Here is a 20,148-nt window from a genome sequence, read left to right as displayed (position 1 = left end):
CGTACCAGCGATTGACCGCAGACAAGACATTCCAGAGATATGCAAGCACCCCAGCCACCCTAAGCTTCGAAAGCTTAGCCATCCCGGAATTCGCCCGCCAACACTGGGAAGCGAGCCCCTCCCATACACACGTTTTGTCCTATAACCCCTTTTTTGTGCCCACTGGCGGCTGAGCGCCACCAAGGCGGGGCCCAAAACCAAAAGCGGGTCATTGACTCATACCCCCCAGGGGTATAGCTTGGATTTATGAGCACTCCTGAAGGACCGCCGCCGGCGGTGCACGAAGAGTCACCGCCGCAGCATGGCTACACCTCGGACAAGGACGCCTATCTCCGCCGGCTTCGCCGGATCGAGGGCCAAGTGCGGGGAATCGCCCGCATGGTGGAGGAAGACAAGTACTGCATCGACATCCTGACCCAGGTCTCGGCCGTCACCAAGGCCTTGCACGCCGTCAGCCTGGGCCTCGTTGAGGAACATATCGGCCACTGCGTTATCGGCGCGGCCGCCGAGCCTGACCCTGACCTGCGTGCCGAGGCCATAGACATCAAAGTGAAAGAAGCCGCGGACGCCATTGGACGCCTGCTGCGGTAGCGGCAAGACCACCAACCGAAGCCAGCTGACCGACCCCGTCAGCCAGTTAATGAGGAGCCAGCAAATGAGCACCATCTCCACCACCGTCCACGTTTCCGGCATGACCTGCGGGCACTGCGTCTCGGCCGTCAGCGAAGAGCTGGAGTCGCTCGCCGGCGTCGAGGAGATCGACATCGCCCTCAATGCGGGCGGCCTCTCCACGGTCACCATTACCTCCACCCAGGAGCTCTCCCCGTCCGAAATCGGGGAAGCCGTGGCTGAAGCCGGCTACCTCGTGGTGGCGAACGAGGCCTGAACCCCACCCGGCGAAACCAACCAGGAACCGAAATGAGCACCGAGCAACTGCCAGGCAGCCCCGAGGACAGAGTGATCGAACTCGCGATCGAGGGCATGACGTGCGCATCCTGCGTCAACCGGGTGGAAAAGAAACTCGGCAAGCTCGACGGCGTCCAGGCCTCGGTCAACCTCCCCCTGGAATCCGCCCACGTCACAGTCCCGGCCGGAATCACAGACCAACAGATCACCGACCAAGTAGCCTCAGCAGGCTACAAGGCCCGGATTAAGCCAGCCTTACAACCTTCGGCCACCGAGGCGGAGCACCAAGGCGACCACGAAAACCACATGGCACACGGCGGCACGGCCTCGGCACTGAAGCCGCGCCTGGTCGCCGCGGCCATCCTCACGGTCCCCGTCTTCCTGATCTCGATGCTCCCGACCTTCCAGTTCCCGAACTGGGCCTGGGTGGTGGCTGCCCTGGCGTTGCCGGTGGTCAGCTGGGCGGCGTGGCCGTTCCACCGGGCGGCGGCCATCAATGCCCGGCATCTGGCATCCACCATGGATACGCTGGTATCCCTCGGCGTCATCGCCGCCTACGCCTTCTCGCTCGCGCAGCTCCTCGCGGACCCGGGCCTCACCGGGAATCCGGCCATGGAACGGATGGAAGACACAGGCTCCGGCGGCCTGTACTTCGAGGTCGCTGCCGTCGTCACCACATTCCTGCTGCTGGGCCGGTTCCTTGAGGCGAACGCCAAAGCCAAAGCCGGGGACGCCCTCAAGGCGCTGCTCAACCTCGGCGCCAAGGATGCCACAGTGCTCGTCAACGGCGCAGAAGTGAAAATTCCGGCCGCTCAGCTCTCCGTGGACGACGTCATTGTGGTGCGGCCCGGCGAGAAGATCGCCACCGACGGCGTCGTGGTCAGCGGTTCCTCCGCCATCGATGCGTCGCTGGTCACCGGAGAATCCGTACCCGTTGAAGTGGGCCCCGGCAGCCCCGTCACGGGTGCCACCATAAATGCCTCCGGCCGGCTGCTGGTCCGTGCCACGCGCGTCGGCGCTGAAACCACGCTGGCCCAGATGGGCAGGCTCGTGGCCCAGGCCCAGACCGGCAAGGCCCCGATCGCGAGGCTCGCGGATCGCATCAGCGCGGTGTTCGTGCCCGTCGTCCTGGCCATAGCCGTCCTCACGTTCGCCGGCTGGCTGCTGGTTGCCGGCCCGGACATCAGCGGTCAAGAGCTGCGCTCGGCATTCACGGCAGCCGTGGCGGTCCTCGTGATCGCGTGCCCCTGCGCCCTGGGTCTGGCCACTCCGGTGGGCCTTCTGACCGGAACCGGGCGCGGCGCCCAGCTGGGCATTCTCATCAGGGGCCCGCAGGTGCTGGAGGACACCCGCACGGTGGACACCATCCTGCTGGACAAGACCGGCACCGTCACCAGCGGGCAGCTTGCCGTTGATGCCACCCTTTCCTTTCCCCCGTTCAGCGACGCCGATGTACTGCGGCTCGCCGGCGCGGTGGAAGCTGCCTCGGAGCATCCGATCGCGCACGCCATCGCCGCTGCCGCACGGGCGGACGTCCCTGCCATGAGCCTCCGGACGGACGACGACGGCGGGCTCCCCGCCGTCGTCGACTTCCGTTCAGCACCGGGCGGCGGAGTGGTGGGCACCGTGGCAGGGCGGCCGGTGGTCGCCGGCCGGACCGGCTGGCTCGAGGAAAACGGCGTCGGCCTGACCCCCGAACACCACCGCGCACTCCGCTCCGCCGAACACTCCGGGGCCACAGCCATCTGGGTCGCGGTGGACGGCGAGGCCGCGGGCATCATCTGTCTGCGCGACACCATCAAGCCCGGCTCCGAGGCAGCAATCAGCCGGCTCAAGGGGCTTGGCCTGCGGCCCATCCTGCTGACCGGTGACAATGGCGCCGTCGCCGCGCAGGTGGCTGCCGCCGTCGGGATTCCCGCGGACGACGTGTTCGCCGGCGTCCTGCCCGAGGGCAAGGTGGACGCAGTCCGCCGACTGCAGGCCGGCGGCGCGACGGTGGCCATGGCGGGTGACGGCGTGAACGACGCCGCAGCGCTAGCTCAGGCGGACCTGGGCATCGCAATGGGCTCCGGCACCGACGTGGCCATCGAGGCAGCGGACCTCACGGTCATGGGCGACGACCTCGGCCAGGTGGCGACCGCCATCGAGCTGTCGCGCCGCACCCTGGCCACCATCAAGACCAATCTTTTCTGGGCGTTCTTCTACAACGCCGTAGGCATCCCGGTGGCCGCGCTGGGGCTGCTCAACCCGATGATCGCCGGCGGTGCCATGGCCGCAAGCTCAGTGCTGGTGGTGGCCAACTCGCTCCGGCTTCGCAGGTTCGCCCGGCCTGGTGAGTAGCGGCGGGGTCAGGCGGCGCCGAAGCGGACCGCCGCCCTGGCCTTCGCCTTCGCAGCTTCCTCGGCCCGGTCCTTCGCCGGCGCGTGCGTCACGAGGGCGTCGAGCAGGTGCTGCGTTGCGTGGGCCACCTCATGCACGGCACGTTCGAAGGCTTCCTCGTTGGCCTTGGAGGGCTTGGTGCTGCCACTGATCTTGCGCACGTACTGCAGGGCCGCGGCGTGCACCTCCTCCGACGTGGCGTGCGGTTCGTAGTTGTGAAGTGTATGGATGTTCCGGCACATACCCCCATGCTAGGCTCTGGACCGCCTGGGATCGACCCTCCGGACACCATTCGGGAGGGGCGCGGCACCCATGGGAGGGCTGCATGGGGAGCGGTGCCCATCGACACCGTTTTGGGTTGGAGGATAGCTTTTAGGCAATGGATCTTCCGGACGAGCCGGAGGCCGCTGGGGATGCCGACTGGATCGGGTCCGTTGATTGAAGGAGATATCGAATGGCTATTTGGGGTGCAGACATTGCCCAGCTGAAGAACCTGGGCACAAAGCTTCAGGCGGGTTCGGCTGAGATCGAAAAGCAGAAGTCCCTGCTGACCAAGGTGCTCCAGGGCACCGACTGGAAGGGCCCGGACGCAGACAAGTTCCGCAGCGAATGGTCCGGACAGCACGCCGCCGCCCTTGCCAAGGTTGCGCAGGCGCTGGAAGAGGCCGGCAAGCAGGCCTCCCGCAACGCCACCCAGCAGGAAGAAGCTTCCCGCTAAGGCAGGATTCACGGGAGGGCCGGACGCCATGGCGTCCGGCCCTCCCGCCGTATAAGGATGCGCCGAGGGCGCCGTGCCGGACTCTTGGCGGAAAAGTCCTAGCGGACAGGCTCGACGTCGTTCGCGTGGTCGAGCGGCGCGGTCACCGCGGCCCCTGGTTCCGTCTGGCGGCCGGATCCCCTGAGCTCGTCGAGCCGGACCAGCACCACGCCGCCGACGATGAGGACCCCGCCGACCAGCTGGATCGCTCCCGGCAGTTCCCCCAGCAGCATCCACGCCCAGATCACGGCAAACAGCACCTCTGTGAGGGAGACGAAGGAGGCCACCTTGGAGCCCAGGGCGCGGGCCGCCATGATTCCCGATACATAGGCCACGACGGTTGCGAGCACCACGAGGCCACCCAGCGAAACCCACCACGGCGTGGTCCAGGGTCCCAGTTTCGTGTCGGCAGTGCTGAAGGCCATGGGCAGCAGGCCTGTGGCTGCCGCCAGCCACATGACTGCGGCCCCGACAAGAAGCCCGCCCGAGGCCAGCACGATCGGCGGAAGCGTGTCGTTTTCCTTTGCCGTGATGAAGAAGTAGATGGCCAGGCAGACGGCTGCCGCCATCCCCCAGAGCACGCCGACGACGTCAACCTTCACGGCACCGGTAAGGTCCAGCACCAGGGCCAGTCCGCCGAGCGACAGCAGGGTACCGGCGATGGTGAGGGGCCGCGGGCGCCTCCGGCTCGCTGCCCAGAGCCACAGCACGATGAGCACCGGGGCGAGGTACTCCAGCAGCAGAGCCACGCCCACGGAGAGCCGGGAAACCGCGTTGAAGTAGAACAGCTGGCACGCCGCCACGCCGATCAGGCCAAACAGCACGATGGTCAGCCAGTTCTCCCGCAGCTGGTGCCAGCGTCCGCGGAGTGCCGGGATGGCAGGGATCGCAAGGATGATGGCTGCGCCGGTCAGCCGGGCCGTGACAGCGGCGCCCGGGGTCCAGCCGGTTTCCAGGAGTGCTTTCGCGAATGATCCGGAAAGCCCGAACACGGCCGAGGAAAAGAGGGCCGTGCCGAGGCCTGACGCCATGAAGCCCCTCGCGCGGGCGGCTGCCGGAGAGATCGAAGGGCCTGCCGGAGAGATCGAAGGGCCTGCCTGGAGCGGCATCTTGGCACGGTTGCTGGCTGCAGGCACAGCGGCCTCCTGTCAGGAGTAAAGTGGGGTATTGGTAATGACATTACGCCGGACACTGTAAGGAGTCAAGATGGTTTTTGCCCCTGACACGGAGGTGGCGCTGCGCACCGCGGTGAACCTGATTAACAGCGCGGCAAACGGGGAGGAAAAGCTCGCCACCGTGACGGACCTGGACCAGTTCCTGGCGGCGGAGGGCTTCACCGGGTCGCGGACGAAGGACGCTGCCGAACTGGCAAGCGTGCAGGCTCTCCGGACGGAGCTCGCAAGGCTCTGGACGGCCGACGAAGATACAGCCGTGGAGGGGGTAAACCGCCTCCTGCGCGAGGCGCATGCCCTGCCCCAGCTCCTGAAGCACGACCAGTGGGACTGGCACCTCCACGCCACCACACGCGAGGCGCCGCTGGCGTACAGAATGGGCACGGAGGCGGCCATGGCACTGGTGGACGTGATCCGCAGCAAGGAAATGGACCGCATGCTTTTGTGCGCGGCCGATGACTGTGACGCCGTGGTGCTGGACCTCAGCCGCAACCGGTCAAAGAGGTATTGCGACACCGGCAACTGTGCCAACAGGGCGCACGTGGCAGCCTATCGGGCGCGCCGGGCGGCAGGAGAGTAGGCGGACAGGTGCGACGGCGGCGCTAGGGGGTTTCGCCGTCGGGGTTTGAACTGTCAGCGGAGCGGGGAGTACTTGGCGGCGTCTGCGGGCCGGGGCCGCCGTAGCCATGGGACGGCCGCTTGGCCGAGCTGAGGTTCACGCCGGATCCCTTGCCCAGGTGCGCGGCGTTGTCCTTGTAGCTCATGGACAGCATGGCCGCGATGACAAGGGTGACAATGAATGCGATGCCGGCGCCCGTGAAAGCGAGGTCGAACCGCGGCGAGTGGGCACTGCCGCCCGAGGCGAAGATCAGCACGCCGAAAAAGGCCACAACACCCCAGAAGGCTGAGAACATCAGCGGTCCCTTAACCGAGGTCCGCGGATTGCGCGGTTGTCCTGGCATCTGGTTTGCCACGGTGTGTCCTCCCATGCGGGCGGCAGCGACACGGCCCACCCGTTTTGATGTGTGATTGTTCTACAAGGAGTAGAACCCTTACCTCTAGTTTACGGCCTTCGCGGTGGCCGTCCTCGCATCATGCCTGAGCGAAAGGCCCGCAAGGATCCAAAGCACGCCCGAGATGATGGCGCCTCCGCCGGCAACCCCCAGCAGGGCGTGGGGACCAAGCGGGATAAAGAACGGCAGTGCGGCGGCAGTCCCAAGACCGACAAAGCCGGAGGTGACCCAGTCGCGGGCGAGGGTGTGGCGGCGCCGGAACCTCAGGCCCAGGTACAGTTCAGCGGCGCCCGCGAGGCCGATTCCGAGGGCCGCGATGACGCCGAAGAGCAGGCTGCCCTGCAGGATCAGCAGAGTGACGCCGGCGCCGATCAGGATGGATGCCGCCGCGGACATGGTCCTGCCGGGAGCCACGTCCCGGCGAAGGCCGGCCAGGGGGATGCCCCAGAGCATCACGGCACCGGTAGCCAGAAGGTACAGCCCGCCGGCGAATCCCATTCCGGCCACGGAGGGCGCCGCCCAAAAAACGGTAACCGCACCGAAGGCCAGCGCCGCGGCCGCGCGGAGCAGCACGGGCTTCCACAGCTCCGCTTGGTGGGCAGTCACGGATGCCGGCTCGGCTGGGTTCACGGGGGAAGTCACCGCTCCAGTTTAGTGCGCCCCTGTGCAGCGTCGAACCTGTGCGGCGTCGAACCTGTGGGGAACGGGGCTCAGGAGCCCAGCACCATCCAGCGGTCCGTACGGGCCCGAAGCCCAAGCGTCACAGCCCTGGCCAGCATGTACCCCAGCGAAAAGGCAGCCCACACCCATACGAGCGCCGCGGCACCGCCTGCGCCCGCGAACGGGACCGCCAGGAGCAGCGGGAGGTACACCGCAAGGTTTATGACGCCGGCAATCGCCAGGTATTTCGCGTCGCCGGCCCCGATCAGCACGCCGTCGAGGACGAACACGTAGCCGGCGATCGGCTGCCCTGCGGCCAGCACCCAGAGTGCGAGCGTGAGCACGGACCGGACTCCTTCGTCGGAGGTGAACAGGGCGCCGGCAAAGGGGGCCGCCACCGCGAGCAGCACGCCGGTCACCACGCCAAAACCGGTGCCCCAGCGGATCATGGTGCGGGTCAGCAGCCGTGCCTTCGCCGGCTTCGAGGCGCCCAGCTCCTTGCCGATGAGAGCCTGCGCGGCGATCGCCAGGGCGTCCAGCGCGAAAGCCAGGAACGTAAACATGGTCATGGCCAGCTGGTGTGCCGCGAGGTTCACGGCGCCCTGGGCGGTGACCACCAGGACGGTGGCCAGGATGGCGATCCGCAGACTGAGCGTCCGGAGCATCAGCCAGGAGCCCACCCTCGTCATGGTCCGGATCCCGTGCCAGTCGGGCAGCAGGGAAACGCCGTGGCTTCGGGCGCTGCGCTGGACCATCACCAGGTACACGGCAGCCATGGCCCACTGCGCGATGCTGGTGCCCACAGCCGATCCGGTCACCGACCAGCCCAGGCCGTAAACCAGTACGAGGTTCAGCGCAACGTTCACGGTGAAGCCCGCGGTGGCCACCACCAGCGGGGTGCGGGTGTCCTGAAGTCCCCGCAGGACCCCCGTTCCTGCGAAGATCAGGAGCATCGCCACCAGCCCGGGCATGGACCAGCGCAGGTAGTCAACGGCGAACTGCCGGACGTCGCCGCCGGCACCCATGAGCCCCACCAGGGGCTCGGCCGCAAGGAAGCCCGCCACGGCCAGGCCGGTGCCGAGCAGCAGGGCGAGCCAGACGCCGTCGCGTCCGGCGGCGAGTGCCTTGGCGAACTGGCCGTCGCCAACCGCCCGCGCCACTGCGGGGGTGGTGGAGTAGGCAAGGAACACCATCAGGCCCACCGCCGTGTGAAGCACAGCGGAGGCCAGACCCACGCCGGCCAACTGGGACACGCCGAGGTGACCCACGATGGCCGAATCGGCGAGCAGGAAGAGCGGCTCGGCGATGAGCGCTCCGAATGCGGGCACGGCGAGCCGCAGGATTTCGCGGGAATGGCTCGCTGGTTTCAGGTCCGAAACAGCGGTCGCAGGTGAGTCAGGCACGGTTCAGCCTAGCGGTCGCCCCAAGAAATGGTCTCCCCCGGAGCGCTGCGGGCAGGCCGCAGGCTGCCTTGCGGCGGGGCGGCCGTAAGCTGCCGGTAGGATTTCTGCAGTGCCCCTGACTGAGTCCCTCCCCCAGCCCGTTACCGTCTCCGTTGCCCGCACTGTGCTCCCCGGCCGTACGCGCCAAGCCAGTGCCTGGGCCCATGCCGGCCAGGAACTCGCCCGCGAATGGCCCGGCTACCTCGGATCCGGCTGGGTCCGCTCGGCGGCCGATTCGGATGAGTGGCACATGCTGTACCGTTTTGCCGATGCCGACCTCCTCAACGACTGGGAGCAGTCCGAGGAACGGCGCTGGTGGATCGACAGCGCCTCAGGCCTCGTGGAGATCACCCGGGTTGAGCGCCGCACGGGGATTGAGGGCTGGTTCGCGCAACAGGGCGACGTCCACCTTGCCGTTCCCGAAACCGTGGTGCCTCCCCGGTGGAAGCAGATGGTCAGCATCTTCCTGCCGTTCTTTCCGCTCAGCCTGCTGGCTAATTTCCTGCTTCACCCGGTGACCCAGGACTGGCCGCTTGTCTTCCAGGTGCTGCTGGCCACCTGCCTCCTGACGCCGCTCATGACCTACATCTTCCTTCCGGTCACCACCCGACTGCTGGGCCCGTGGCTCCGGAAGATGCGCTGACAGGGCGGACTTCCGCTGCGCAGCGGGCTTAGAGATTGTGGGAAAAGCCACAGCGCGTCACATTTACTTGACACTTCAACCAATGACGCGAGACAGTGGAATCAAAGCCGGCGATCCGATCGCCCGCTTATACGACCGAACGCAACCGATACGAACGGTGAAAATTTTCCATGAACCAGTCCACCCTTGCCACCACGGCCCTCACGATCCTGCGCGTCATTGTCGGATTCCTGTTCGCAGCCCACGGCTGGCAGAAGTTCAACGAGTTCACCATCGCCGGCACCCAGGCTTCATTCACCAAGATGGGGATTCCTGCAGCTGAGGCCGCTGCCCCCATCGTGGCCACCCTTGAACTGGTGGGCGGTGTCGCATTGATCCTCGGGGTCCTGGCCCGGGTCTTCGCTGCACTGCTGGCCCTGGACATGCTCGGCGCGCTCTTCCTGGTTCACGCCCCGGCAGGCGTTTTCGCTGCCAACGGCGGCTACGAACTGGTCCTCCTGCTGGCCGCGGCCGCCCTCGCCGTGGCACTCGCCGGTGCGGGGCGCCTCTCGCTTGACCGCGCCCTCTTCGGCCGCCGCGGCTCGAAGCTGAACGTCCTCGCCTAGTCTTCCCCGGCAAAACGTCTTCTTCGGAAAATGACGACGGCGGCTGCGCACTTCAGTGCGCAGCCGCCGTCTTTCGTTGGACCTCCTCGAGGAACGGATCTGGAGCCTTAGCCCGTAACGCCGGACGGGCCCCGGCGTCGAAAACGCGGAACGCATCGCCGGTGGCCACCAGGATGTGGCGCCCGTCCCGGGCCGGGCTGAGCCGGTTGTAGCCTTCAAGTTCCACCCGCCCACAGACTCAAGCGTGGCCGCACCAGCACCCCGACGCCGCCCGGGTAGGTGAACACAAGCCGCGGCTCGGGGGACCGCACTTCCGCGCTGCCCGGTCCGCTTGTGGCGTGCGGTGCAGCGTTTGTGTCGGTCCGGCTGCTGCGCGGCGCCCGGCGTCAGTAAGATCGCAGCATGAGCGAGACTGCGGCGAATTCCGTGACCCTCCGATTCCTTGCGGCCCCCACCGACGTCGGCCACAGCGGTTCCGTTGACGCCGGAACGGTCCTGGAGTGGGTGGACAAGGCTGCCTACGCAGCCGCCGTCGGATGGGCCAAGTCCTATTGCGTCACCGCCTACGTGGGCAACATCCACTTTGCGGACCCCGTGAACAGCGGCGACATGGTGGAAGTCACCGCCACTATCGTCTACACCGGCCGGTCCTCCATGCACATCCGCACTGTTGTTTCCTCAGGCGATCCCAAGGGCGGCCCGGCCACCATGCGGAGCCAGTGCATGGTGATCTTCGTGGCCGTGGGCGAGGACGGTAAACCCACCCCCGTCAAGCAGTTCGAGCCCACCACGGCGGAGGAACTCGAACAACGCGACCACGCCCTGGCCCGGATCAAGATCCGTGAACAGATCGTGGAAGCCATGAACGCACAGGAATATACGGACGCAGGCACCGCGGAGCGCGTTGTGCTGCGGTTTATGGCCGCACCCACTGACGTCAACTGGGGCGGGAAGGTCCACGGCGGCATCGTCATGAAGTGGATCGACGAAGCCGCGTACGTCTGCGCATCGCGCTACTGCGGCAAGGACACCGTGGCAGTGTTCTCCGGCGGTGTGCGGTTCTACCGCCCGCTGCTGATAGGGCATGTGGTGGAAGTGGAGGCACGGCTCGTCTACACCGGCACCAAGGGCATGCACGTGGCGGTACATGTCCGCTCGGGCGATCCCAAAAGCGGCGAACTCAACCTCACCACCCACTGCCTCACGGTGATGGTGGCCCGGGACGCCGAGGGCACCTCGGTACCCATCCCCGAATGGGCCCCGGTCTCTGACGAGGACAAGCGCCTCCAGGCGCATGCCCGGCACCTTCTGGAAATCCGTGCATCGGCGCCGGGAAACCGTCTGCCGAACCACCTCCTGCAGCAGAGGGCGTAGCAGGCGCTCCGGCTAGAACCCGCCGCCTCCGGCGTCTGCTGCCATATTGGCGAAGCGGGAGTAGTGGCCCTGGAAGGCGACCACGATGTCCTTGGTGGGGCCGTTACGGTGCTTGGCGATCAGGATGTCCGCCTCGCCGGCGCGCGGCGACTCCTTGTCATAGACGTCCTCGCGGTGGAGCAGGATGACCATGTCCGCGTCCTGCTCGATGGAACCCGACTCACGGAGGTCCGAGACCATGGGCCGCTTGTCCTGTCGCTGCTCGGAACCACGGTTCAACTGGGACAGGGCAATGACGGGGACCTGGAGCTCCTTGGCCAGCAGCTTCAAGGCACGGGAGAACTCCGAGACTTCCTGCTGGCGGGACTCAACCTTCTTGCCGGAGCTCATGAGCTGCAGGTAGTCGAGGATAACCAGCTTGAGGTCATGCTGCTGCTTGAGGCGGCGGCACTTGGCACGGATCTCCATCAGGGACATGTTGGGGCTGTCGTCGATGAACAGCGGGGCATCATTCATCCGGCCCATTGTGGTGGCGATCTTGGACCACTGCTCGTCCTTGATCGTGCCCTTGCGGAGGTCCTGGAGGCCGATGGTGGCCTCCGCCGAAAGAAGTCGCATGGCAATCTCGTTCCGGCCCATTTCCAGGGAGAACATGACGGTGGCCAGATTGTTCTTGATGGCAGCGGACCGGGCAAAGTCCAGGGCGAACGTGGACTTACCCACAGCAGGGCGGGCGGCGATGACGATCATCTGCCCCGGATGCAGGCCGTGGGTCAGCTCATCCAGTTCGTAGAAGCCCGTGGGCACGCCCGTCATGCCCTCGCCGCGGTGGCCCGAAGCTTCGATCTCGTCCACCGTGGATTCCATGACGTCCTTGAGGACCACGTAGTCCTCGGCAGTGCGCCGTTCGGCCACGGCGTAGATCTCAGCCTGGGCCTGGTTGACAAGGTCTTCGACTTCGCCGTCGGATCCGTAGCCCAGCTGGACGATCTTGGTCCCGGCGTTGACCAGCCGCCGCAGGACTGCGCGCTCGGCCACGATTTCCGCGTAGTATCCCGCGTTGGCAGCAGTGGGGACTGTCTGGATGAGCTCGTGCAGGTAGGCCGGACCGCCGATTCTGTTGATCTCGCCGCGCTTGGTCAGCTCGTCCGAAACCGTCACCGCATCCGCGGGTTCGCCGCGGCCATAGAGGTCGATGACGGCCTCGTAGATGGTCTCGTGGGCGGGGCGGTAGAAGTCCTGGCCCCGAAGGATCTCCACCACATCAGCGATGGCGTCTTTGGAGAGCATCATGCCGCCAAGCACGGACTGTTCGGCAGGAATGTCCTGTGGAGGCTTGCGGCTGCCTTCGGATCCGCGGGTGCCCTCGATTGAGTCCAGGTGCGTAACTGACAAAGCTGCCGTCCTCCATAGTGTCCGCAGTCCCCTGATGGAGGCCTGCGGCAAGTCTGCCGTGTGCCGTCGAACGCGCGTTTCCGCGAAAGCTGCAGCGCCGGCTAATGAAAAGTTGTACCAGCCAGCCCTGACAATTTAAGCCGGAAGCCGTGACCTCGGCCGACGCCTCATCCACAGGTTTTCCACAGGGCACGGCGGATTATCCGAAACCCTGAAATGGGGGCCCCGGTCCGGTTGGCTGATGTGGAGCGCATGTCCCGATTCGGTGTCTCCGCTACGTTAGCGCCCGCCGGGCAACGCACAAAGCCCGGAGTTTTGCACGTCTGTGGATAACCTGTGCACAATGGGCCGCTGCTTGTGCACAGTCTGTGGGCGAAGGTGTGGATATCAAATTTCTTTCACGCCTATATGCGGCCTGACCTGCGGAAACGCCCGTCGAGGCCTGTGGACTCAAAATTCTTTTCTTGAACCTTCATCCACAGCCGGAACGCCGCGCCTGGGGATACTCGCCGGTAATTTCCCGTGTTGACCGCCGGAGATGGGCGGAATGTGATCATTATCGCGAACGCTCCCCGGACCGCTCCACGCCGGGCGGCGACGTTCGGCGACGTTCGGCCCGACAGGACCGCCGCATGCGTACCGCTGCATATGCTGTGGATAACGACTAACTGGCCTAAGCTCTATCTATGGGCGACGTTCTGATAGCCATAGTGCCTGTCCTCGTTCTGGCGGCGGTTCTTTGGGCCCTCTCCACGGCACTGAAGCCGCGCGACACCGGAATGTCGGAGGCCGACCGCTACCAGTTGGATCTGGCCAGGCGCTCACAGGCCCACTATGCGGCCCAGGTGCAGGCTGCGACGGCCGCGCGTGCACGGGTTGATGCGGCGACGCGTCCCAGCCAGAACGAACAGCAGCAGACCCAACAGAACGATCACGCCCGGGCCGCGCTTCTGGCTCAGGCGGCCTCTGGTCCCGCCTCAGGCCACCCTGGCTACCAGGGGTCGGTCCTGCCCGGGGGGCAGGTCAACGCGCAGTTGGCGCTCCAGCTGCAGTCGATGGCGCGTAACGGGCAAAAGCTCCAGGCCATCAAGCTCCTGCGCCAGGCAACGCACTCCGACCTTTTGACCGCCAAGCAATACGTAGATCGGCTTTAGAACCATGGAACCGCTCGTGATCCCCGTCCTGATCCTCGTGGCCGTCGCCGTCGCCCTGGCCTTCGCCGTCCGGGCATGGAACCGCCGCCAGCGGACGGCCGTCGGGCCGGCGCAGGCACCGCCGGACTCTGTCGAACTGGCCAGGGCGGCTGCGACCAAGCTCTCCGAGGACGAACACCGGAGGCTTTATGCGCTGATCGCGCAGGGACAGGCCATGGCTGCCATAAAGCTCTATTACGAGGTGTCAGGTCTCGGCCTTCGGGCTTCGCGGGACGCCGTGGCGGCCTTGGCTGCCCACCCCCAGCCATTCCACTCCCCGGCGGCGGAGGCCAGCGAACCAGACCCCGACGACGAAACGCCGCAGCGGTTCCCCTACCGGTACCGGGCAATCGCGAGCAAGGGCGACGTCACGCGGGAAGTCAGCAGCAACATGCTGAACGACGAGATTTACGGCCGTATCCGGACCCTGGCCAAAAGCGGTAACACGGAGGCGGCGGCCACCGCCCTCTCCAGGCATTCGGACATCACCATGAAGCAGGCCCGCGAATTCATCGCGCTGTTGGACGACTGATCATCCAGGTGGAGGACGCGCCGCATTTCTGGGGCGTCTGACCGCTGAGTCTTCCTGCGCGGGCCACCGTCGCGCAGAACCCGCGAACGGTCAGAAGTCGAAGAGGTCGCCCAGCCATCCTTCCTTCTTTTTTGGCCGCCGGCGGTCGTACTCGCGGTCATAGCCCTTGCCGTAGCCACGGTCGTCATAACGGGGCTTGTAGTAACCGGGCTTGTCATAGTTCGGCTGCTCATAGCGGGGCCGTTCCCGCGGCGCCTCGTGGTTCTGGTACAGGGGAGGCGGGACCATGCCCGGAGCTGGCGGGGCCGGTACTGGCGGCGCCGCAGGCGCGCCCGCTCCCCCGAACGAGTCGGCCGCACGGTCAATGATCTTGTCCAGCTCCCCTCGGTCAAGCCATACGCCGCGGCACTGGGGGCAGTAATCAATCTCCACTCCACTGCGTTCGCTCATGATCAGGTCTACAGAATCAACAGGACACTTCATGACCGGCACAACGAGCGGGTCCCGGGAATAGTTCACCGGTCCGCACCACTACCGCGCGGCGGATATCCCGGCCAGCAGCTGTTCAAAAGGCAGCGACTCCAGGGGCGCCTGCTTCCTGCCGGGCTGCACCCCGTTCAGCAGGCCGGCAAACTCGCCCGCCGCCCGCCCGATTCGCGCCGAAAGGGGAGAGCCGACGTCGTCCGTGTTCCCCCAGTCCTGGGGGCCGGCAAAGACGGCCGTCGGAGCCACCCTGGTGCGGAGGTAGCTGAACAGTGGGCGCATGGCGTACTCGAGGACCATCTGGTGGCGGTCGGTTCCGCCCGTGGCGCCCAGCAGCACAGCCTTCCCCTCCAGTGACTTGGGGTCCAGCACGTCGATGAAAGACTTGAAGAGGCCGCTGTACGAGGCGCTGAAGACAGGCGTGACCGCGATGATTCCGTCGGACGCCTCCACCCCGGCGATAACCTCTGCGAGGCGCGGAGCCGCGTAGCCGGTGACGAAGTTGTTGGCGATGTCCACGGCCAGATCGCGGAGTTCCACCACGTCAACGGTCACCTCGTACCCGGCTGCCTCAAGCTGTTGGCTGGCGGCACCGGCCAACTGGTCGGCCAGCAGCCTGCTCGACGACGGAACCCCCAGGCCGGCGGACAGAACGGTTATGCGGCGGGTCTCCACGGTGATCTCCTCAGGGTCGACTGTCTGCGACAGTGCATGCGTTTGCATCTACTCCGTCAACCCTGGCCCTTCCGTGTTTATTCCGGACTTCGGAGTTGGTGGCGGCGTTGCGGAGTGCGGGCCGTTCAGTTCGCGAACTATCAGCGCCGGCAGCAAGGCGACGTACACTGCCTCCATGGCGGAAAACAAGACGCAAGTAACCGGCGCCTCGGTGGATGAGTTCCTGGCCGGTGTGGAACATCCTGTCCGGCGCCAGGACGGCCTCCGGCTGCGGGCCCTCATGGCGGAGCTGACCGGCGAGGAACCCGAGATGTGGGGGCCCACCATCGTCGGATTCGGAAGGTACCACTACAAATACGACAGCGGGCGGGAAGGCGATGCCGCGGCGGTCGGATTCTCTCCGCGCAAAGCCAGCCTGTCCCTGTACGGTTTGAGCGCGGCACCGGAAGCCCCTGAACTCCTCGCGAGGCTGGGCAACCACAAGATGGGTGCCGGCTGCGTGTACGTCAACAAGCTCGAGGACATCGATGAAACCGCACTGGCTGAACTGATCCGGGCGGGTTACCGCTACTACACCACCGTGGTCCAACGCCACTGAACGGACCGTGACGGAAAGCGAAAGCCCCCGTTGTCGGGTTCCCGGGGGAACCGACAGCGGGGGCTTTCAGCAGTTCAGGACTGCGCAGCGATCTGGCTTCGAGCCGGAAAGACTACTTGCCTGCGACTACGTCGAGTTCGATCACAGCGGCAACGTCGTCGTGCAGACGGACGTTGGCCTGGTAGGAACCGACCGACTTGATGTGCGTCGGCAGTTCAACCTTGCGCTTGTCGATGCGGCCAAGGCCAGCGGCCTCAACAGCGTCAGCAACGTCGGCCTGCTTGACCGTGCCGAACAGGCGGCCGCTTTCGCCAGCCTTGACGACCAGCTTGACCGGCTTGGCGGACAGCGCAGCGGCCTGCTTCTGAGCATCTTCCAGGGAAGCGTGCTCGCGGGCGACGCGGGCAGCCTTGATGGACTCAACCTGCTTCTCGCCACCCTTGGACCAGGTCAGAGCGAAGCCGCGGGGCAGCAGGTAGTTACGTGCGTAACCGTCCTTGACCTCGATAACGTCGCCTGCAGCACCGAGACCGGTTACTTCGTGGGTCAGAATGAGCTTTGCCATGTTAGTTAATCCCTTCCTTAGCCGCGGCCAGCGCCGGAGTAAGGCAGCAGAGCAACTTCGCGGGCGTTCTTGATTGCCTGGGCGATCTTGCGCTGTTCCTGCACCGTGACGCCGGTGACGCGACGGGCGCGGATCTTTCCGCGGTCGGAGATGAACTTGCGCAGCAATGCTACGTCCTTGTAGTCGATGACGGTGATGTCAGCGGCCTTCAAGGGGTTGGACTTTGGTTTGGGCTTACGGAGTTCAGCCTTAGCCATCGTGGAGCTCCTATTCTTTGGAGCCCGTGGACATTGATCCACGGGATGGTGGTGGTCCGACGGCGGCGGTGACCAAAACGTGCCATATGGCACGCTTCAGGGGTTGCCGGCGTAGAACCTTTGATGTGTTTATTTAGAAGGGAGGTTCGGAATCCGGGCCGTTGCCCCAGCCGCCGCCTGCATTGCTGACCCCGGGCGTGGCCCAAGGGTCTTCCTGCGCTGCGGGCTGGTTGCCACCCCAGGTTCCGCCGGTGTTGCCGCCCTGGTTTGCACCCTGGCCGCCACCGAATCCACCGCCGCTGTTGCCGCCGCCGAAGCCGCCCTGTCCACCCTGAGCGCCGGAGCGCTGGGTGCGGTTGACCTTGGCGTTGGCGTAGCGCAGGCTCGGGCCGATTTCATCGACCTCGAGCTCGATAACGGTGCGCTTTTCGCCTTCTTTTGTTTCGTAGGAACGGCTCTTCAGTCGGCCGGAAACGATCACGCGCATGCCCTTTGTCAGGGACTCGGCGACGTTTTCAGCTGCTTCGCGCCACACCGATGCGCGGAGGAACAGGGTTTCCCCGTCCTTCCACTCATTGGACTGGCGGTCAAAAGTGCGGGGCGTAGAAGCGATGGTGAAGTTCGCTACTGCCGAACCTGACGGTGTGAACCTCAGTTCGGGGTCATTGGTGAGATTACCGATGACCGTAATAGTGGTTTCGCCTGCCATCTACTGCCTCCTTGTTCGTTCCTGCGGGGTAAAGAATGAATGCCGGGAGCTGAAATTACTCAGCAACGACCTTCTGCTCTTCGGGGCGGGTGATCTTGGTGCGCATGATGGTCTCATTGAGACTCAGCTGGCGGTCAAGTTCCTTGGCGGTTTCCGGCTTGGCGGTGAAGTTCACCACGGCGTAGATACCTTCGGACTTCTTCTTGATGTCGTAAGCGAGGCGACGGCGGCCCCAGATGTCGACCTTTTCGATGGTTCCACCATCGTTGGTGATGACATTCAGGAACTTCTGAAGCGACGGCTCTACGGTACGCTCTTCGACCTCGGGGTCGATGATTACCATCAATTCGTAAGGACGCATATGTGAACCCACCTCCTTTGGGCTAAGCGGTTACGGCATTTCCGTAACAGGAGGTTCATTTGCGGTGCCGTGCAGGCCAGGCTCCAAAACGGAGGCAGGGCGCAGCACAGACTTCAATATCTTAGTGCATCGGGGAGGGATTCCGCGATTCGTGCTCTGACTCGAGGCTAACGTGCTGCTGCCGGCGGGTGCAGCAGCAGAGACTCCTATGTGGAAAACGTGACGCCGGTACTGACCGGCGCTGCACCCCGGGGAAAACGGCCACCGTTCCAGCCACATGACGGCCGGCTGTGGATAAATCACGCCCAAGGAAATACTGGAGCCATGACGATTCTGAAATCGGTCCTGCTGTTCGCCCTTGCCGCGGCCGCGGAAATCAGTGGCGCCTGGCTGATCTGGCAGGCTGTGCGGGAGGACAGGGCATGGTGGTGGGCCGGACTCGGCGTCGTGGCCCTGGGGATCTACGGATTTGTGGCCGCGTTCCAGCCCGACGCCAATTTTGGCCGTGTCCTGGCTGCCTACGGCGGCGTATTCATCGTGGGCTCGTTGGCTTGGGGCGTGATCCTGGACAGCTTCAGGCCAGATCGCTGGGACCTCATCGGCGCCGCTGTGTGCCTCGCGGGCGTGGCTTTGATCATGTTCGCGCCGCGACAGGGCTGACTGCTGTTCACCCGCCGTCGGCAACGCAAAACCGTCCGCCCGGCGGGCCTTAACGGCACACCGGGCGGACGGTTCGGGTATTCAAGCTGCGCGTTGCAACCGCAGACTACGACGTCGGCTCTGCGCCCACGCTGGCCGCTTCGGTTTCCGGAACGGTGGCTTCCAGAGGGCCGCTTTCCGCGTTGCCCCTGCGGTAACGCCATACGCCGATGCCGACCACGACCGCAGCGAGGCCGACTGACAGCAGGAGTGACTCCCGGGTGGATTCGAGAATCACCATGCCGATGATGAGCGCGACGATGCTGCCGATGGCCAGCCACGTCAGGTACGGGAACAGCCACATCTTCAGGGCAAGGTCCTTGGCGGCGGAACCCATCCGGCGGCGCAGGATCAGCTGCGACACGGCAATGACCAGCCAGACGAACAGCGCGATGGCACCGGAGGTGTTCACCAGGAACAGGAACACGGTGTCCGGAGCGATGTAGTTCAGGCCCACGGTGATGAAGCCCACCACGGTGGAGGCCAGAACAGCCGCGGCCGGCACGCCGCGGCGGGAGATCTTCATCCAGGACTTCGGGGCATCCCCGCGCCGGGAGAGTGAGAAGAGCATCCGACTGGCCGTGTAGAGGCCGGAGTTCAGGCAGGACAGCACGGACGTGAGCACAACGATGTCCATGATGGTGCCGGCGCCGGGGATGCCGAACAGTTCGATCACCGCAACATACGGGCTTTTGGCGACGTTGGCTGAGTTCCACGGCAGCAGGGTGACAACAATGGCAATGGAGCCGATGTAGAAGACCAGGATGCGCCAGACGGTGGACTTCACGGCCTTCTTCACAGCATCCACGGGGTTCTCGGACTCGCCGGCGGCGATGGTGGCGATTTCGGCGCCGAAGAAGGAGAAGACCACCACGAGGATGCCGGCGAGCACCGCTCCCGGCCCGTTCGGCAGGAAGCCGCCGTTGTCGGTCAGGTTGCTCAGTCCCGGTGCCGGAACGCCGGGGACCAGGCCCAGGATGGCTGCCACACCAAAGAGCAGGAAGAGGACAATGGCCGCGACCTTGACGGAGGCAAACCAGAACTCGAACTCACCGTAGGACTTCACCGAGCCAAGGTTGGTCAGTGTCAGCAGGACCATGAGGAGCAGGGCCCAGATCCACTGGTCGATGCCGGGAACCCAGCGGTGCATGATGGCGGCACCGGCGGTCGCCTCGATTCCGAGCACGATGATCCAGAACCAGGCGTAGAGCCAGCCGATGCTGAAGCCTGCCCAAGGGCCCAGAGCCTTGTCGGCGTACGTGGAGAAGGATCCGGTCTCGGGATTGGCGGCAGCCATCTCACCCAGCATCCGCATCACCAGGATGACCACGATTCCGGCGGCCGTGTAGGCAAGCAGGATGCCCGGTCCTGCCTGCTGGATTGCGGCACCGGAGCCGACGAACAGCCCTGCGCCAATGACCCCGGCGATGGCGATCATGGACAGGTGGCGGGGTTTCAGGGATTTCGAGAGTTGCTGGTCAGCGTGCATGAATGCGCCGTCCTCTTGTTGATTTCAGATCTTGGGTGTGGGCCGGAGCCGGCAGGAGCGTGTGCCGCGTCCCACATGATGCGTTTCACACTAGGCGAGTAGCCAAGGGCAGAGACTTATGCAGTCGCACAGTTTGCCTCGCCGGAAAACGGGCAGACTTCCAACGGGAAGTACTAATAGTCAACGCAAGTTTTCTGGGGCGGACTTTTGTAACGGAGCGGAAATCTTCGCCCAGCGGGCA

26 protein-coding genes are annotated in these 20,148 nt (G+C 65.3%); 12 read left to right on the top strand and 14 right to left on the bottom strand.

Annotation, left to right across the window (positions count from 1 at the left end; genetic code table 11):
• The first annotated feature begins 246 nt into the window (after positions 1-246).
• The 3 genes from AC1DDG_RS13240 to AC1DDG_RS13230 all read left to right on the top strand — a co-directional run bounded on the left by AC1DDG_RS13240 (position 247) and on the right by AC1DDG_RS13230 (position 3,246).
• A complete protein-coding gene (locus AC1DDG_RS13240) occupies positions 247-591 on the top strand; it encodes a metal-sensitive transcriptional regulator (RefSeq protein ID WP_230121450.1) in 345 nt (114 codons plus the stop codon).
• A gap of 64 nt (positions 592-655) precedes the next feature.
• Positions 656-886 carry a heavy-metal-associated domain-containing protein gene (locus AC1DDG_RS13235; protein ID WP_230121451.1) on the top strand — a complete coding sequence of 77 codons (231 nt, stop codon included), beginning with the start codon at positions 656-658 and terminating at the stop codon, positions 884-886.
• A 32-nt stretch (positions 887-918) separates the two neighbouring features.
• Positions 919-3,246, top strand: a complete 2,328-nt coding sequence (locus tag AC1DDG_RS13230) for a heavy metal translocating P-type ATPase (RefSeq protein ID WP_476876396.1) — start codon at positions 919-921, stop codon at positions 3,244-3,246.
• Positions 3,247-3,254: 8 nt separating this feature from the next.
• Here the strand turns inward: AC1DDG_RS13230 and AC1DDG_RS13225 are convergent, their stop codons facing one another.
• Positions 3,255-3,527, bottom strand: a complete 273-nt coding sequence (locus tag AC1DDG_RS13225) for a DUF2277 domain-containing protein (protein ID WP_230121453.1) — start codon at positions 3,525-3,527, stop codon at positions 3,255-3,257.
• A 212-nt stretch (positions 3,528-3,739) separates the two neighbouring features.
• Here AC1DDG_RS13225 and AC1DDG_RS13220 point away from each other — a divergent pair, with 212 nt between their 5' ends.
• On the top strand, positions 3,740-4,003 hold the full coding sequence (locus AC1DDG_RS13220) for a hypothetical protein (protein WP_230121454.1): 264 nt from the start codon (positions 3,740-3,742) through the stop codon (positions 4,001-4,003).
• 98 nt (positions 4,004-4,101) lie between these two features.
• Here AC1DDG_RS13220 and AC1DDG_RS13215 read toward each other — a convergent pair whose 3' ends face one another.
• Positions 4,102-5,073: an EamA family transporter gene (locus tag AC1DDG_RS13215; RefSeq protein WP_476876398.1), complete on the bottom strand. Its 972-nt coding sequence runs from the start codon at positions 5,071-5,073 to the stop codon at positions 4,102-4,104.
• A gap of 175 nt (positions 5,074-5,248) precedes the next feature.
• Between AC1DDG_RS13215 and AC1DDG_RS13210 the strand changes: the two genes are divergently transcribed.
• On the top strand, positions 5,249-5,794 hold the full coding sequence (locus AC1DDG_RS13210) for a CGNR zinc finger domain-containing protein (RefSeq protein WP_230119165.1): 546 nt from the start codon (positions 5,249-5,251) through the stop codon (positions 5,792-5,794).
• Between the two features lie 22 nt (positions 5,795-5,816).
• Here the strand turns inward: AC1DDG_RS13210 and AC1DDG_RS13205 are convergent, their stop codons facing one another.
• From AC1DDG_RS13205 to AC1DDG_RS13195, 3 genes are all read right to left on the bottom strand, one after another.
• Positions 5,817-6,188: a hypothetical protein gene (locus AC1DDG_RS13205; RefSeq protein WP_230119164.1), complete on the bottom strand. Its 372-nt coding sequence runs from the start codon at positions 6,186-6,188 to the stop codon at positions 5,817-5,819.
• 84 nt (positions 6,189-6,272) lie between these two features.
• Positions 6,273-6,869, bottom strand: coding sequence for a hypothetical protein (locus tag AC1DDG_RS13200; RefSeq protein ID WP_476876395.1), 597 nt, complete (start codon positions 6,867-6,869; stop codon positions 6,273-6,275).
• A gap of 68 nt (positions 6,870-6,937) precedes the next feature.
• Positions 6,938-8,290, bottom strand: a complete 1,353-nt coding sequence (locus AC1DDG_RS13195) for an MATE family efflux transporter (RefSeq protein WP_476876394.1) — start codon at positions 8,288-8,290, stop codon at positions 6,938-6,940.
• 109 nt (positions 8,291-8,399) lie between these two features.
• Here AC1DDG_RS13195 and AC1DDG_RS13190 point away from each other — a divergent pair, with 109 nt between their 5' ends.
• Both AC1DDG_RS13190 and AC1DDG_RS13185 read left to right on the top strand, forming a co-directional pair.
• Positions 8,400-8,972 carry an antibiotic biosynthesis monooxygenase gene (locus tag AC1DDG_RS13190; protein ID WP_476876393.1) on the top strand — a complete coding sequence of 191 codons (573 nt, stop codon included), beginning with the start codon at positions 8,400-8,402 and terminating at the stop codon, positions 8,970-8,972.
• Between the two features lie 170 nt (positions 8,973-9,142).
• Complete coding sequence (locus AC1DDG_RS13185; protein ID WP_476876392.1) at positions 9,143-9,577, top strand: DoxX family protein; 435 nt, start codon at positions 9,143-9,145, stop codon at positions 9,575-9,577.
• A gap of 52 nt (positions 9,578-9,629) precedes the next feature.
• Here AC1DDG_RS13185 and AC1DDG_RS13180 read toward each other — a convergent pair whose 3' ends face one another.
• Complete coding sequence (locus AC1DDG_RS13180; protein ID WP_476876391.1) at positions 9,630-9,803, bottom strand: hypothetical protein; 174 nt, start codon at positions 9,801-9,803, stop codon at positions 9,630-9,632.
• A 176-nt stretch (positions 9,804-9,979) separates the two neighbouring features.
• Between AC1DDG_RS13180 and AC1DDG_RS13175 the strand changes: the two genes are divergently transcribed.
• Positions 9,980-10,951, top strand: coding sequence for an acyl-CoA thioesterase (locus AC1DDG_RS13175; RefSeq protein WP_476876390.1), 972 nt, complete (start codon positions 9,980-9,982; stop codon positions 10,949-10,951).
• A 12-nt stretch (positions 10,952-10,963) separates the two neighbouring features.
• On the opposite strand, the gene dnaB is transcribed toward AC1DDG_RS13175, so the two are convergent.
• A complete protein-coding gene (gene dnaB, locus AC1DDG_RS13170) occupies positions 10,964-12,346 on the bottom strand; it encodes a replicative DNA helicase (protein WP_230119158.1) in 1,383 nt (460 codons plus the stop codon).
• Positions 12,347-13,032: 686 nt separating this feature from the next.
• Between dnaB and AC1DDG_RS13165 the strand changes: the two genes are divergently transcribed.
• Positions 13,033-13,500: a hypothetical protein gene (locus AC1DDG_RS13165; protein WP_476876389.1), complete on the top strand. Its 468-nt coding sequence runs from the start codon at positions 13,033-13,035 to the stop codon at positions 13,498-13,500.
• Between the two features lie 4 nt (positions 13,501-13,504).
• Entirely contained in the window at positions 13,505-14,071 is a 567-nt protein-coding gene (locus AC1DDG_RS13160) for a hypothetical protein (protein WP_476876388.1), read from the top strand.
• A 90-nt stretch (positions 14,072-14,161) separates the two neighbouring features.
• Here AC1DDG_RS13160 and AC1DDG_RS13155 read toward each other — a convergent pair whose 3' ends face one another.
• A complete protein-coding gene (locus AC1DDG_RS13155) occupies positions 14,162-14,554 on the bottom strand; it encodes a TFIIB-type zinc ribbon-containing protein (RefSeq protein ID WP_476876387.1) in 393 nt (130 codons plus the stop codon).
• 48 nt (positions 14,555-14,602) lie between these two features.
• Complete coding sequence (locus tag AC1DDG_RS13150) at positions 14,603-15,229, bottom strand: FMN reductase (RefSeq protein WP_476876397.1); 627 nt, start codon at positions 15,227-15,229, stop codon at positions 14,603-14,605.
• A 175-nt stretch (positions 15,230-15,404) separates the two neighbouring features.
• Between AC1DDG_RS13150 and AC1DDG_RS13145 the strand changes: the two genes are divergently transcribed.
• Entirely contained in the window at positions 15,405-15,827 is a 423-nt protein-coding gene (locus AC1DDG_RS13145) for a DUF1801 domain-containing protein (protein WP_230119154.1), read from the top strand.
• A 112-nt stretch (positions 15,828-15,939) separates the two neighbouring features.
• Here the strand turns inward: AC1DDG_RS13145 and rplI are convergent, their stop codons facing one another.
• The 4 genes from rplI to rpsF form a co-directional block, all read right to left on the bottom strand.
• Positions 15,940-16,392, bottom strand: coding sequence for a 50S ribosomal protein L9 (rplI, locus tag AC1DDG_RS13140; protein WP_230119153.1), 453 nt, complete (start codon positions 16,390-16,392; stop codon positions 15,940-15,942).
• Positions 16,393-16,409: 17 nt separating this feature from the next.
• On the bottom strand, positions 16,410-16,649 hold the full coding sequence (gene rpsR / locus AC1DDG_RS13135; RefSeq protein WP_003800144.1) for a 30S ribosomal protein S18: 240 nt from the start codon (positions 16,647-16,649) through the stop codon (positions 16,410-16,412).
• A gap of 133 nt (positions 16,650-16,782) precedes the next feature.
• Positions 16,783-17,358 carry a single-stranded DNA-binding protein gene (locus AC1DDG_RS13130; RefSeq protein ID WP_476876386.1) on the bottom strand — a complete coding sequence of 192 codons (576 nt, stop codon included), beginning with the start codon at positions 17,356-17,358 and terminating at the stop codon, positions 16,783-16,785.
• A gap of 55 nt (positions 17,359-17,413) precedes the next feature.
• Complete coding sequence (gene rpsF / locus AC1DDG_RS13125; RefSeq protein WP_015939036.1) at positions 17,414-17,719, bottom strand: 30S ribosomal protein S6; 306 nt, start codon at positions 17,717-17,719, stop codon at positions 17,414-17,416.
• Between the two features lie 324 nt (positions 17,720-18,043).
• Between rpsF and AC1DDG_RS13120 the strand changes: the two genes are divergently transcribed.
• On the top strand, positions 18,044-18,379 hold the full coding sequence (locus tag AC1DDG_RS13120; protein ID WP_230119152.1) for a YnfA family protein: 336 nt from the start codon (positions 18,044-18,046) through the stop codon (positions 18,377-18,379).
• Positions 18,380-18,485: 106 nt separating this feature from the next.
• Here the strand turns inward: AC1DDG_RS13120 and AC1DDG_RS13115 are convergent, their stop codons facing one another.
• Complete coding sequence (locus AC1DDG_RS13115) at positions 18,486-19,907, bottom strand: amino acid permease (RefSeq protein ID WP_476876385.1); 1,422 nt, start codon at positions 19,905-19,907, stop codon at positions 18,486-18,488.
• Between the last annotated feature and the right edge of the window lie 241 nt (positions 19,908-20,148).

Source organism: Arthrobacter sp. 10L430 (assembly GCF_056395245.1).
Note: the sequence above shows the minus strand (reverse complement) of the source record. Positions and strands in the feature narration are given on the sequence as shown.

Excerpts from the sequence above, each read along its gene's own strand:
- AC1DDG_RS13240 (WP_230121450.1), top strand. The coding sequence starts at position 247 with ATGAGCACTCCTGAAGGACCGCCGCCGGCGGTGCACGAAGAGTCACCG.
- AC1DDG_RS13235 (WP_230121451.1), top strand. The coding sequence starts at position 656 with ATGAGCACCATCTCCACCACCGTCCACGTTTCCGGCATGACCTGCGGG.
- AC1DDG_RS13230 (WP_476876396.1), top strand. The coding sequence starts at position 919 with ATGAGCACCGAGCAACTGCCAGGCAGCCCCGAGGACAGAGTGATCGAA.
- AC1DDG_RS13225 (WP_230121453.1), bottom strand. The coding sequence starts at position 3,527 with ATGTGCCGGAACATCCATACACTTCACAACTACGAACCGCACGCCACG.
- AC1DDG_RS13220 (WP_230121454.1), top strand. The coding sequence starts at position 3,740 with ATGGCTATTTGGGGTGCAGACATTGCCCAGCTGAAGAACCTGGGCACA.
- AC1DDG_RS13215 (WP_476876398.1), bottom strand. The coding sequence starts at position 5,073 with ATGGCGTCAGGCCTCGGCACGGCCCTCTTTTCCTCGGCCGTGTTCGGG.
- AC1DDG_RS13210 (WP_230119165.1), top strand. The coding sequence starts at position 5,249 with ATGGTTTTTGCCCCTGACACGGAGGTGGCGCTGCGCACCGCGGTGAAC.
- AC1DDG_RS13185 (WP_476876392.1), top strand. The coding sequence starts at position 9,143 with ATGAACCAGTCCACCCTTGCCACCACGGCCCTCACGATCCTGCGCGTC.
- AC1DDG_RS13175 (WP_476876390.1), top strand. The coding sequence starts at position 9,980 with ATGAGCGAGACTGCGGCGAATTCCGTGACCCTCCGATTCCTTGCGGCC.
- AC1DDG_RS13165 (WP_476876389.1), top strand. The coding sequence starts at position 13,033 with ATGGGCGACGTTCTGATAGCCATAGTGCCTGTCCTCGTTCTGGCGGCG.
- AC1DDG_RS13160 (WP_476876388.1), top strand. The coding sequence starts at position 13,505 with ATGGAACCGCTCGTGATCCCCGTCCTGATCCTCGTGGCCGTCGCCGTC.
- AC1DDG_RS13155 (WP_476876387.1), bottom strand. The coding sequence starts at position 14,554 with ATGAAGTGTCCTGTTGATTCTGTAGACCTGATCATGAGCGAACGCAGT.
- AC1DDG_RS13145 (WP_230119154.1), top strand. The coding sequence starts at position 15,405 with ATGGCGGAAAACAAGACGCAAGTAACCGGCGCCTCGGTGGATGAGTTC.
- rplI (WP_230119153.1), bottom strand. The coding sequence starts at position 16,392 with ATGGCAAAGCTCATTCTGACCCACGAAGTAACCGGTCTCGGTGCTGCA.
- rpsR (WP_003800144.1), bottom strand. The coding sequence starts at position 16,649 with ATGGCTAAGGCTGAACTCCGTAAGCCCAAACCAAAGTCCAACCCCTTG.
- AC1DDG_RS13130 (WP_476876386.1), bottom strand. The coding sequence starts at position 17,358 with ATGGCAGGCGAAACCACTATTACGGTCATCGGTAATCTCACCAATGAC.
- rpsF (WP_015939036.1), bottom strand. The coding sequence starts at position 17,719 with ATGCGTCCTTACGAATTGATGGTAATCATCGACCCCGAGGTCGAAGAG.
- AC1DDG_RS13120 (WP_230119152.1), top strand. The coding sequence starts at position 18,044 with ATGACGATTCTGAAATCGGTCCTGCTGTTCGCCCTTGCCGCGGCCGCG.
- AC1DDG_RS13115 (WP_476876385.1), bottom strand. The coding sequence starts at position 19,907 with ATGCACGCTGACCAGCAACTCTCGAAATCCCTGAAACCCCGCCACCTG.